11 protein-coding genes are annotated in these 12537 nt (G+C 35.3%); all 11 read left to right on the top strand.

Annotation, left to right across the window (positions count from 1 at the left end):
- Nucleotides 1–47: 47 nt before the first annotated feature.
- On the top strand, nt 48–2759 hold the full coding sequence (locus HR060_RS08640) for an SLBB domain-containing protein (RefSeq protein WP_174199899.1): 2712 nt from the start codon (nt 48–50) through the stop codon (nt 2757–2759).
- A 20-nt stretch (nt 2760–2779) separates the two neighbouring features.
- Entirely contained in the window at nt 2780–4549 is a 1770-nt protein-coding gene (locus HR060_RS08635) for a tetratricopeptide repeat protein (RefSeq protein ID WP_174199898.1), read from the top strand.
- A gap of 287 nt (nt 4550–4836) precedes the next feature.
- Complete coding sequence (locus HR060_RS08630) at nt 4837–5472, top strand: PI-PLC domain-containing protein (protein ID WP_174199897.1); 636 nt, start codon at nt 4837–4839, stop codon at nt 5470–5472.
- A complete protein-coding gene (locus HR060_RS08625; protein WP_174199896.1) occupies nt 5462–6097 on the top strand; it encodes an HAD family hydrolase in 636 nt (211 codons plus the stop codon). Before HR060_RS08630 ends, HR060_RS08625 begins: the two co-directional genes overlap by 11 nt.
- A complete protein-coding gene (locus HR060_RS19650) occupies nt 6087–7175 on the top strand; it encodes a nuclear transport factor 2 family protein (protein ID WP_174199895.1) in 1089 nt (362 codons plus the stop codon). Before HR060_RS08625 ends, HR060_RS19650 begins: the two co-directional genes overlap by 11 nt.
- Entirely contained in the window at nt 7168–7506 is a 339-nt protein-coding gene (locus tag HR060_RS08615) for a cupin domain-containing protein (RefSeq protein WP_174199894.1), read from the top strand. Before HR060_RS19650 ends, HR060_RS08615 begins: the two co-directional genes overlap by 8 nt.
- The gene (locus HR060_RS08610; RefSeq protein WP_174199893.1) at nt 7499–8251 is read left to right on the top strand and encodes a glycosyltransferase family 2 protein; all 753 of its coding nucleotides are present in this window, start codon (nt 7499–7501) and stop codon (nt 8249–8251) included. The genes HR060_RS08615 and HR060_RS08610 overlap by 8 nt, the downstream gene beginning before the upstream one ends.
- Before the next feature lies 1 nt (nt 8252).
- Nucleotides 8253–9035: an ABC transporter permease gene (locus tag HR060_RS08605; RefSeq protein ID WP_174199892.1), complete on the top strand. Its 783-nt coding sequence runs from the start codon at nt 8253–8255 to the stop codon at nt 9033–9035.
- Entirely contained in the window at nt 9036–10304 is a 1269-nt protein-coding gene (locus HR060_RS08600; RefSeq protein WP_174199891.1) for an ABC transporter ATP-binding protein, read from the top strand.
- Complete coding sequence (locus HR060_RS08595; RefSeq protein ID WP_174199890.1) at nt 10301–11248, top strand: class I SAM-dependent methyltransferase; 948 nt, start codon at nt 10301–10303, stop codon at nt 11246–11248. Before HR060_RS08600 ends, HR060_RS08595 begins: the two co-directional genes overlap by 4 nt.
- Nucleotides 11242–12537 carry a hypothetical protein gene (locus tag HR060_RS08590; protein WP_174199889.1) on the top strand — a complete coding sequence of 432 codons (1296 nt, stop codon included), beginning with the start codon at nt 11242–11244 and terminating at the stop codon, nt 12535–12537. The genes HR060_RS08595 and HR060_RS08590 overlap by 7 nt, the downstream gene beginning before the upstream one ends.

The following is a 12537-nucleotide window of genomic DNA, read 5'->3' as shown; positions in this document are numbered from 1 at the left end:
AAATAAACCCTAATTTTTGCTAACGCTAATTTTTTAACGGAATAATTATGATCAAATCTAGCTGGTTGATTTCTTTGTGCCTGCTTTTATTTTCTAGCCTAGTTTTTGCGGTAACCCCGTCTAAAGAACAAATTGAGCAATTTAAGCGTCTACCAAAATCCCAACAAGAAGCTTTAGCTAAGCAAATGGGTATTGATATTTCTGAATTAGAAATGATGATGGGGACTCAAGGTGAAACCTCCGAAACTGACAACGAGCTGACTCCAAAGTTTCCAAGAGGAACTGAGTTTGATGAATTTGGTAACCCTATTACCGATGAAGAGTTACTCGCTGAAGAAGAAGAAAAAGTAAAAGAAGAACTTAAACCTTTTGGTCATGACGTATTTGCCAATGCTCCAGCTACTTTCTCACCAAATCTAGCCATTACTATTCCTGAAAACTACATTATTGCACCAGGCGATACTTTATCAATACAGTTTTACGGTAAGAAAAACGCTTTACATGAAGAAATGGTTTCTAGAGAAGGCTTGATCGTTTTACCTGAATTAGGAGCGATTAATGTTGTTGGTTTAACTTTTTCAGAAGCTAAAAGTTTAATCAGCGAGCAAGTTAAAAGTAAGTTAATTGGTGTAAAAGCTGTAGTTGGATTATCTGAATTACGTTCTATTCGTGTGTTTGTTCTAGGGGATGCACATAAACCAGGCCCTTACACTATTAATTCACTTTCTAGTATGACGCATGCATTATTTGCTGCTGGCGGTTTAAGCGATATTGGTTCAATGCGTAAAGTTCGTTTAAAAAGACAAGGCAAGCTAGTCACCACTTTAGATTTATATGATCTGCTAATTAACGGTGACTCATCTAATGACATGATGTTGCAATCGGGTGATGTTGTGTTTGTTGAACCGGTTGGTTCAAGTGTCATTGTTGATGGCGCAGTTAGACGTCCTGCGATATATGAAGTTAATGATGGTGAAACATTTTCTGAATTACTCAAAATGGCAGGTGGTGCGCTACCTTCTGCTTACTTAAAAGCAGCTTCTGTTCAGAGGGTAAATGATCAGCAACTAAGAACGGCTATTAATGTCGATTTATCAGATAAATCATCTTCAAACCAAGTCGTTCGTAATGGTGATATGGTCTATCTTCACAAAAACTCTGAAATGTTCTCTGAATCAATTACTTTATTAGGTGCAGTCACTCGTCCCGGTAAGTATCAGTGGCAAGCCGGGAAAAAATTAACTGAAATATTACCGAGTATCCGTTCTCATCTACTTCACTATGCTGACTTAAACTACGGTATTATCGTCAGAGAAGTTGATTTAACAGGGCGCATTGAAGTTCATCAATTCTCAATCGCCAAAGCACTACAACAGCCAAGTGGTTCAGATAACATTGAACTTAAACAAAATGACAGAGTAATTATTTTTTCTCGTGTCAATAAGCTCGCTCAAGAAAATACATCTTTTGATGAGTTAGCGTTTACTCAAGAGTATTTACTAGAACAAGAAAGAAAGTTAGCCAAAGAAAAGTATATCGATAATCTTTTCTGGGAAAAATATGGGGATGGTTCTGAAATTCAGGATGAAGATATCGATGAAGAACTACAAGAATTTGTCACTCAATCTGTTGCATCCATAACAGGTGGAGAGGTAGAAGAAGAAATTGATCCCAGAGAGCTAGGGTTGTTTTCTCGTATTCGACTGTTAGCACCAATTGTTGAGAAATTAAAAAGACAAGGGGCTGCAGGTATGCCAATTCAACTTGTTGAAGTTGATGGTCATGTTAAGTTCCCTGGGGTTTATCCATTAGCTGTTAATGCTACTGTATCTGACTTAGTTGCAGCGAGTGGTGGTGTTGTAGAATCGGCATACTTAAAGCGAGCTGAGGTTACACGAAATGTAATGCGAAATGGCATGGCCACAGTTGATTCGTTGAGTATCGACTTAGGTGAAGCATTAGCAGGAAATGATGATGACATCCTTTTAAAAAGCCGAGACCGTTTGAACGTTCATCAAATTCCTGCTTGGTCTGAAAACCATATCGTGGAACTACGAGGAGAATTTGTTTTCCCGGGTAAATATACGATTCGCCGTGGTGAAAAGCTTTCAGACCTTGTTGCTAAGGCTGGTGGCTTTACTGAGCACGCTTATCCACAAGGTTCAGTTTTCTCTCGTGAGCAGTTAAAAGAGATGGAACAACAAAACCTAGTTAAACTGGCATCAGATTTACGTGTCGAAATGGTACTGAAAACCATCACAGACTCAGGAAGTAATGCTTCTCATGCTGAGTTACAAAAGTTACTGGCTGATTTAACTAAGGTTGAACCTGTAGGACGCCTTGTTATTAATCTTCCATCTATTGTCGCTAAACAAGAAGATGATATTTTACTGGAAAATGGCGATGTGCTTTATGTGCCTACCATGAAAAACTCAATCAATGTGATTGGTCAGATTCAGGTAACCTCGTCGCATATTTTTGATCCAAATTTAACGGCGGATGATTATATTTCGCAAAGTGGTGGGGTTAAAAAACGTGCTGATGTTGAGCGTATCTATGTAATTTCAGCTAATGGTAGTATCAAGATGCTAGATCAAGGTAACTGGTTCGTATCTAACTCGTCAGCATCTTTGAAACCAGGTGATACTGTTGTTGTTCCTTTAGATACAGAATATATGAATAACCTCGAGTTATGGTCTACCGCGACTGGTATTTTATATAACACAGCTGTTGCTATAGCCGCTATCAGTGGTATTTAATATAAAGTATGAATTCATGGATGAATAAAACCGAAAAACAAGTGGGTTTGGGCTTGATTAAAGCTACCCACTTGCTCTTGCTTACCGTTATCATAATTTGTGCATATTATAATTCGCTTAATGTTCCTTTTCTTTTTGATGATGTAAGTTCGATTCTTAATAAGGCGGATATTTACAAAGGAAGCTTGAATGACCTTTATAGTACATTCGGGCAGCGTGTTGTTGCATACACCAGCTTTAAAATTGATTATTTATTATATGAAAAAAATGTAACTGGCTATCATGCTACGAACATATTGATACATGTTTTATGTTGTTTTACCGTTTACTTTCTCACTTTTCAAATTGTCTGTTTAAATAACTCAATAACAGAAAAATCTTTCTTAAACCCTCATATTACCTCCCTTTTAGTTGCGCTATTTTTCGCTTTACATCCTTTGCAAACTCAGGCGGTTACATACATTGTGCAAAGGATTACAGCTTTAGCAGCTCTTTTCTATTTAGCTACAATGCTCGCATTTATAAAATTTAGAATGAGCAGTAAAAAAATTGAATTGGTGATGTGGGGAAGTGTTATTTTTATTAGTTCATTGTTGGCCTTTTATACTAAGCAAAATACTTTTAGCCTTCCTGTTGCCCTCTTTTTAATTGAAGTTTGTTTAATAAAGCGAATCAACCCTGTAAATTATTGGAAAAGAATAAGTAAACTGAGTATATCTCTCTTTTTATTGGCAGTATTTGCCGCATTTATATCCTTTTATTTAATCCCTGATCTTGGCTCTTACCTTGATAGAGCTACAAGGGAAAATCAATCCATATCGAGACTCGAATATTTTGAAACTCAGCTCCATGTGCTTTTAAAATATATTCAGCTTTACTTCATACCCCTTGGTCAGCAAGTTGAATACATATACTCACTGAGAGACGGTACTTTTAGCACTAGCTATTTTACTATTCTTGTCTGGGGATTTTTACTCACTCTAGCTTTAGTAAGTGCACCAAAGCACCCTCTTATTTGTTTTTCTGTGTTCTTTTATCTAATTGCGCATAGTATTGAGTCATCTTTTATCCCTATTTCTGATTTGGTATTTGAACATCGAACTTACCTTCCTAATTTTGGTTTAATCGTTTTAAGTGTTTATTGCTTAATATTTATCAAACAAAAATTCACTCAGTTGTTTTTCGTTATCTCTGCTGTAATTTTATCGTTATTATTTTTCCTGACCAAGGAGAGAAATGAGTTATGGAGCCAACCAGAACAACTTTATTTAAATGAACTTAGCCACAATTTTGATAAACCAAGGATACATGGAATGCTTGGTAAGCTGTATATAAATAAATTTCATTTTGATAAGGCTGAAGAAAGCTATAAAAATGCATTTAATTTAGCTGGAAATAAAGGTGACCTTGATACTCAGGCTTATTATGATAAATATGCTTATTTCAATAACTACATTTCTGCACTCAAGAGACAATTCAAGTATCATCAAGCAATAAAAGAGGTAAACGAGCTAATGCCATCACTGGCAAAAAGTAAGTATTACCCTTATTTACTCATTAACCTCGGATTCCTTTATTTTGAAGTTGAGAATTATCACAAGTGTCAATTTTATTTGATGAAAGCTTTGAAGTATGAAACTGAAAAAGGGCAGGTATTTATGGGGCTTGGACAATGCTCCGCAAGTGCGGGAGATAAAGATATGGCAAGATGGTTTTTTTCGGAAGCTAAACGCTATATACCTAACTCTTTTAAATTAAAAGTGGCGATGTCTAGAGCTAAAATTCAGTAAAGTATCTTGTTTAAATGGCTCCCTGGAAATACTTTTATTTTCTGTTTGAAAGGAAAAAATAAAAAAGAAATCAAGGTTTGTACCTAACTATGTTTTATAAGCAGGTGTTGATGGTTACATGTCTAATGTGAATTTTAACCTTACGCGTAAGTTCTCTCTAAAGTTAATAACAAGAACGATTAATGTGTGGCGCCTCTAGACGCAGATTTACTATTAGTTATCTAGCTTCACATAGCGGAGTGGCACGTTATAATATCCAGCGTCGTTGAGTATCTAGGTTAAAAAAAGTGGTTAAGATAATAGCCCATCGTGGATGGTGGTTAAAAAAGGAAGAGCAAAATACGGTATGTGCATTTCAAAGAGCCATAAATAATGGTTTTGGTATTGAAACTGATTTTAGAGACTTCAACTCTGAGATAGTTATAAGTCATGATATTCCAACATCAGGCTCATCACCTATTCAATCTTTTTTTGATGTTGTTGGTGATTCAAATTTGACTATGGCTTGTAATATAAAGTCAGATGGCTTATCTGCGATATTAGCCAATGTCTTTGAAAGAAAAAAAGCTAATTATTTTTTCTTTGATATGTCCATACCTGACACTTTGAGCTATTTAAAACGAGGTTTGCCTGTCTACACTCGACTTTCTGATATTGAAAGGGAACCTATATTTTATGAAGAGGCGATAGGTGTCTGGCTGGATAATTTTAAAGATAATAGGTTGAACATTGAGCAGTTAGATTATTGTATTCGACATAATAAAAGTGTGTGTATTGTTTCTCCCGAATTGCATGGATTCTGCTATCAGAGTTTTTGGTTTACGCTTAAACAATACATTTCGTGTAATCCTAGCAGTTTAGGCTTAATTAGTATCTGCACAGATTACCCGATGGAAGCAAAGGATTTTTTTAATGGGAACTAAAATAAAAGCAGTAATATTTGATATGGATGGAGTGTTAATCGATGCAAAAGATTGGCACTATGACGCGCTTAATAAAGCTCTCGAATTGTTTGGTTTAAGCATTAATCGACATGAACACTTAACCACATACGATGGGTTATCTACTGGTCAAAAGCTTAAGATGCTATCTAAAGTATACCACTTGCCTATTGGATTACACCCTTTCCTCAATGAAATGAAACAAATGTATACAATGGAGCTGATAAATGAGAAATGTAAACCTGTATTTCAGCACCAATATGCACTAAGTGAGTTGAAGCGCCAGGGGTATTTGCTTGCCGTAGCATCTAATTCTGTTAGGAATAGCGTTGAAGTTATGATGGAGAGGTCTGATCTTTTTCAATATTTAGAATTTATTTTGTCTAACCAAGACGTAACCAAACCAAAACCAGACCCAGAAATTTATGAGCTAGCGATATCTCGGCTTGGATTAAGCCCTGAAGAATGTGTAATAGTTGAAGATAATGAAAATGGTATAAGAGCGGCAATAGCCTCTGGGGCAAACGTCTTGAAAGTTGAAAGTATAGAGGATGTAAATATTCAAAATATTTGCTCATTTATTGGAGAGGTTGAAAGTGGGAATTAATATACTATTGCCTCTAGCAGGTGAAAATACATATGAAACAACAAACAGCAACCAGTTTCCTCGTTTGCTCTCAGAAGTTGATGGGAAACTCTTACTCGAAAGAGCAGCTGAAGGCTTAATTGATATAGAGAGACGCAATAAATTTATTGCAGTTATCCCAAAATTAGCTGTGAAAAAGTTCAACCTTGACTCAGTGCTTTCTTTAACTTTACCAAACCTTGACACATGTATCGTCAATGATAAAACCAAAGGCTCAGTTTGCTCGGCTCTTTTAGCTATAGATAAGCTTGATATTAAAGCCCCTCTCATAATAACCAGCCTTGAACAAATCATTAACTGGGATTTGAATTGTTTTATCGACACTATTAGGAGTAAAGGTAGTGATGCTGGAGTTTTAACTTTTAATAGTGTTCACCCTAAGTGGTCATTTGTTAACCAAAATGATGATGGAATTGTAACTCAGGCTGCAGAGAAACGCCCTATTAGTAATAATGCCATTGCCGGTTTTTATTATTTTGAGCAAACAAAAGATTTTATTGAGGCCGCGAAAAACCTTATTAGAAAAGATGTGAAATTTGACGGAAGCTTTTATGTATCCGAGACGCTGAATGAGCTAATTCTTCGAGGTAAAAAAGTTTTATCTTTAAATATACCAAAAGAGCGATACCATCACTTTCATGATGAGCATTCTTTAGACTCTTTTCAATCAAACAGGCTAAAAAAATCAATCCTAAACTCGACTATCTACGAGCTTACTAGAGGCTACATAGATGCATTCAATTCTATGGATATTGATAAAATAAAATCTTATTTCTCTAATGATTTTTCATTAAGAGATCCAGAGGTTTATATTGAGGGTAAAGAAGAGGTTTGTAGTTACATACGGAGTATATTTAATAGTGTGCAAAAGCTAGAGTTTAAGGCCGAAAATATAATTGTTGAGAAAAATAAATCAGTAATAGAATTTATACTCAGGATAGATAATGAAACCTTTATTGGTACTGATGTGATTTATTGGCAGGATGATAAAAAAATGCACAAAATGAATGCTTATTTATTTGGAGCCGAAGATGAATAAATACAATCTCGAAGAATTTATTCGTGGTTGGTTTGTAGGTGGTTTTAAGCCAACATTATTTAATACTACAGATGTTGAAGTCGCTATACAGAAGTTTCAAAAAGGGGAGCTTGAAGCCTCACACTGCCATAAAATAGCAACTGAAATCACAGTTATTGTGAGTGGTAAAGCCAAAATGAAAGATATGATTCTCGTAGAAGGAGATATTTTGAAAATTGAACCAGGTGAATACACTAATTTCGAAGCATTAGAGGACACTGTCACTGCAGTAGTCAAGCTACCAGGTGCGCTCAATGATAAATATCTAGAGGAGGGAAAAAAAGATGCTTAATATTGTAGTTCCAATGGCCGGTCGAGGTAGTCGTTTTGCTAAGGAAGGATATAAAGATCCAAAGCCATTAATTGATGTTAATGGTAAACATATGATTGAAGTTGTAATAAACAACTTAAAGCCAAATTGCGAGCATAGGTTTATCTTTGTTTGCCAACGTGAGCATGTAGAAAAATACGACTTAGATAACGTTTTCCAAGATAATTGCGAAAACTATGAGGTTGTCTGCATTGATGAAATAACTGAAGGTGCTGCAATTACAGTATTGAAGGCAAGAGTGTTTATTAATAACGATAACCCTTTAATGATTGCAAACTCGGATCAGTGGGTTGATATGGATATAAATTCATATCTAGCCGATATTAAACAACGAAAGCTTGATGGTTCTATGCTAACGATGAAGGCAGATGATCCAAAATGGTCATATGCAAAAGTTTCTGATAATGGCTTAGTGACTAAAGTTATTGAAAAAGAAGTTATTTCAGATGAAGCAACAGTTGGCATTTACAATTTCAATAGCGGCGAACTATTTTGCGAATACGCAGATAAAATGGTTAAAAATGACATAAGAAGTAATGGCGAGTTCTACGTTGCTCCTGTATACAGTTTCATGGCAGACAACAATTTAAAAATTGGTGTATACAATATTGGCGAAGAAGCAAATGGAATGTACGGTTTAGGTATCCCTTCTGATTTGGAATTATTTTTAAGCCTACCCCACTGTATGAAAGCAACGGATTTTTAAAATGGATCTCCCATTAAGTATTAACCTTGTCAAAAAGGAGTTTAATGCGAAGTACAGCAAATCATTAGCGGGTCTAGTTTGGTTTTTTCTTGAACCATTATTCCAGTTGACGATCTTTGCAGTTGTATTTACGCTCTTCTTAGGTATGAAAGTTGAAGGGGAGTATGGTGTTTGGTCTTATAGTTTATATTTGATCCCTGGAATTATCTTATGGAACTTTTTGGTGGATGTAATCACTAGATTGAGTCACGCTCTTGTAAAAAATAAGGAGTTTTTAAAAAAAACTACCATTTCAACTTCAACGATTTTTCTAGCTGAGATTATTTATAGTTTAATGGTAAGTTTAATTTATCTGGTTCTTTTTATCTTCCTATATTTCACGATATCATTTTTCCTCACAGATACATTTCCCTCATTATTTACACTTGTCCCTCAAGTGTTTTATTCTTATCTTTTAGCTATCTTATTGGGAGCGAGTGTAGGAATTTTTTTCTCTTTCATTACGCCATTTTACAATCAACTTACGCTGACTGTTCAAGTAATCATGAACTTAATGTTTTGGTTTATACCGATCGTTTACACTGCTGATAAAGTACCGGAACTATTCATTAATATAGTTCTGTCTAACCCTGTATACTTCCCAATACAATCATTTCAAAGCATCACAACTGCAAACGCTCAAGACTCTAATATTGTTTCCTACATAACATGTTTATTGATTTCTAGCTTACTATGCTTGTTTATGTATAAAAGGTTAAATCTTGCAATAAAAGAGGTTCTATAAATGAGCACTATTTTAGAGTTGGATTCTATATGTAAATCTTTTGTACAGGCATCATCTTTAGCACATTTAAAATACTTAGTTTTTGGTAATAAAAAAAAATTGACGTATAAAAGTGCCTTAAAAAACATATCGTTTTCTATGAAAAAAGGGGAAGTCCTCGGTATCATTGGGCATAATGGTAGTGGTAAATCTACATTACTGAAGGTTATTGCTAATTTACTACAAAATGATTCAGGAACTATTAGCAGGCCCCATTCATGTAATGCGATCATTGAATTAGGGCTGGGGTTTGATAGCGAGCTTAGTGGCTATGATAATATAAAATTAACAGCTGGATTCTACAGTGTTGATCATAAGCATCTCTCTGATTGTATTGCTTATGTTGAATCTTTTTCTGAGCTAGATAAAGCAACACTAAACGAACCAATTAAAACTTATTCTTCAGGGATGCTGGCAAAGTTATCCTTCTCTATTGCTACTTACGCCACAACAGATCTTCTAATTGTAGATGAAGTACTGTCTGTTGGAGATATATATTTTCAGCAAAAGTCTTTTAACAAAATTAAAGAAATCATTAATCAAGGCACGTCTGTTTTGTTTGTTTCACATGACCTGGGAGCTGTATCTCAGATATGTTCTAGGGTTATTGTTTTAAATAACGGAGAAATGGTAATTTCTGGTGAACCAGATGATGCGATTAGCGCATATCAAAGTATACATTACGCAAGGCTTAGAAATAGCAATAAAGAAAAAGAAAAAGAAAAAGAAAAAGAAAAAGAAAAAGAAGGCTGTAATATGGATCTTCATGAAGCTGAAGATAATTGCTTTCCATTTAATCTAACTTCTTACAGTTGTATCAACTTAAACAGGGTAAATTGTTACTCATTTTTTGTCGTGAGAGATGTATGTGAAATATCTTTGAACTTGAAAGCAATTAGAAGGCTTTCTGATCCCCATATTGGAATTGTTATTAAAAATAGAATGGGGGAGCATGTTTATGAAACGAATACTTATTGTCAAGGTGTAATGATTGGCCCTTGTGAGCCTGATAATGCAGTTGAAGTTAAGATTACTTTTCCTGTACTCCTACAACAAGGGGAATACACTATATCTATCGGCGCCGCAAATGATGGATTTAATAAAGAACAGTTCAAAGAATATTTTGGTTTGAAAACGAATATAGATACAATAACTGTATCAAAAAAAGTAGATTCAAAACTCTCTGGTGGTCTTGTTGATCTCCAGCCAGAGTTTGTGGTGGGCAGATGAATAAAAAAGATCCAGATCTTGCTGTAAGACAAATAACAAAAATAATTAGAAATGAAGACATATTCGACTCAATCGATGGTATCCATCTGATAGTTGAGCTCCTTAGGCAAGCAGCGAATAAAAAAGAGTTGGCTAAAGAGCTCTCTCTGATATCCGCATTCACTCTCGGGGGAAGTTACCACCAGAAGAAAATTATTGAGAATATGGCATGCTTTGAAGATAAAGAAGATAAAGACTTATCGCATATAGATCTACGCATTATGCAGTTACTTGAAGAAGGTATTATAGAAGTGTGTAATGTTGGGGGCATAGTAAATACATCTTTATACACTGATTACCACTTTAAAGCAAAGTCATCTGATTTCCCTATATCAATTTCTAGAAAAGAAATTGATATTATCTATAATACCATGTTGGTAGATATCCCTCATGGCCGCTGCATTTTAGAAATTGGAACCGGTTTCGGTTTTAGTTCAAGTGTTATGGGGTTAATGCTCGATAAGCTTCAAAAAGATAACCAAATTTATACGGTAGACTCATTCGTTGAAAGCGGGAATACTGATAAGGTCGTTGAAAACAGGAACGTTATTCCTCCTTGCTTTTTAGAATCAAATATTGCATATCAGACAGCTTGTAAAATTCGAGAGCGATGGGGCATTAGGAATGTTAAGCAGGTTTTAGGTATTTCTCCATTTATATTTGACGAATTCTCTCCTCAAGAACCTATCGGTGTTGCTTTTATCGACGGGGGACACTTTTATGAACAGCCCACCAGAGACTATTTAGCAATAGAAAAATTTTTGGACAAAAAATCTAAAATTGTTCTACATGACTCTCAAGCTGCTAGCGTGCAAAAGCTCTTAGACTTACTTTTATCTAAAGGCTATAAATCCAAATCTGCAGATAGTAGCTGCAAAATTCTAATATTGGAAATGCCATGTTAAATTATGAATCGCTTTATCTTAATTTACCAGCAGAGCATCAAATTTGGTTTGGTAAGCAACCTCCATTTTATATGCACTCCGTTTACATTGAGCATTCCTCCGGTTTCAGGCTGCATAGTTCTCTTCATACTAAATTTAAACAGGTTTGGATATATGAAAAAAGCCTCGCCACTTATGAGTCATGGGAGGCTATTCTTGATGAAGCTATCAGGTGCCTTGAAGAAAGCGGCAATATAATTATTCGCTTTAATCAGACTGATGAGTGCAATGTTATTAAGATCAAGCGATACCTATACCGACATAAGTTTTTAACTGCAGAAGTATCCGAAGAGTGCTTTGATGGTAGCTATTTTGAAATAAATTTTACTATACACCGAAAGGCCCCTCACATATATAAAGATCGCTCGTGGACTATGGCCCTCCTAACAACTGGTAATAAAGTTGATAACGTGGTCTCATTTTGTAAGTCCATACGGCAATTTGGTGGCCAAGATATTCAAATATTAATTTGTGGGCCAAAGAATATTGCTTACTCCGAATTTAATGTTGAATACGTCGATGTCGATACTAGAGAAGGCTTGGCCGAAATTTCAAAGAAAAAGAATGTGATCGCCCAACATGCTATACACAACAACCTATTAATCGCACATGACCGATACATTTTGAATCCAGATTTTATTAATGGTTTTGAAGCTTTTGGATATGATTTCGATTTTGTCACTATAAATCAAAATTATGAATGCGGTAGCAGCTTCCCATGTATCGCCAAATTAAGAACAGCACTTGCTTGGTGTCGCCCGATTATAGTTGAAAAACCAGAAGACATTGACAATCGTTGCTACGCAAATGGTGGACTGTTGATATTCAAAAAGAGCTCATTAGAGAGTATCAAAATGAATGACCTTCTTTTCTGGAATCAAGCAGAGGACGTTGAAATTAGCCGGGCGTTTTATGATTGCTCTATTCCTCTAAGATGGAACGTACTATCCTCTGCGACCACAATTGGAATTACACCTGATTACACTTCTACTTTTATAGTTGAATCTAAAAAGCAAGATGATAAGTTCCAATCAGAGAGTGCTCTTAATAACTATATTCTAAAACATTATCTTTACTTTCTTAATCGAGAGCCCGATTCAAGTGGTTATGAACACTACTCGTCTTTCTCAAAAACATTTTTTGGGAAGCTTAAGTTTATAGTTTCTATCGCATTTAGCCCAGAATCACTAGAGTTGAATGGTGTGATTGGTGCCATAAAAAAAATCATTAAATGTAAGGCTAGAAAATAA

The sequence above is a fragment of the Marinifaba aquimaris genome (genome assembly GCF_013328345.1).
In the GTDB taxonomy this organism is placed as follows: domain Bacteria; phylum Pseudomonadota; class Gammaproteobacteria; order Enterobacterales; family Alteromonadaceae; genus Marinifaba; species Marinifaba aquimaris.
The sequence above is the reverse complement of the archived record's forward strand: the minus strand, read 5'-3'. Positions and strand labels throughout refer to the sequence as shown.

Coding starts and splice junctions, on each gene's coding strand:
- HR060_RS08640 (WP_174199899.1), top strand. CDS start 48: ATGATCAAATCTAGCTGGTTGATTTCTTTGTGCCTGCTTTTATTTTCT.
- HR060_RS08635 (WP_174199898.1), top strand. CDS start 2,780: ATGAATAAAACCGAAAAACAAGTGGGTTTGGGCTTGATTAAAGCTACC.
- HR060_RS08625 (WP_174199896.1), top strand. CDS start 5,462: ATGGGAACTAAAATAAAAGCAGTAATATTTGATATGGATGGAGTGTTA.
- HR060_RS08615 (WP_174199894.1), top strand. CDS start 7,168: ATGAATAAATACAATCTCGAAGAATTTATTCGTGGTTGGTTTGTAGGT.
- HR060_RS08610 (WP_174199893.1), top strand. CDS start 7,499: ATGCTTAATATTGTAGTTCCAATGGCCGGTCGAGGTAGTCGTTTTGCT.
- HR060_RS08605 (WP_174199892.1), top strand. CDS start 8,253: ATGGATCTCCCATTAAGTATTAACCTTGTCAAAAAGGAGTTTAATGCG.
- HR060_RS08600 (WP_174199891.1), top strand. CDS start 9,036: ATGAGCACTATTTTAGAGTTGGATTCTATATGTAAATCTTTTGTACAG.
- HR060_RS08595 (WP_174199890.1), top strand. CDS start 10,301: ATGAATAAAAAAGATCCAGATCTTGCTGTAAGACAAATAACAAAAATA.
- HR060_RS08590 (WP_174199889.1), top strand. CDS start 11,242: ATGTTAAATTATGAATCGCTTTATCTTAATTTACCAGCAGAGCATCAA.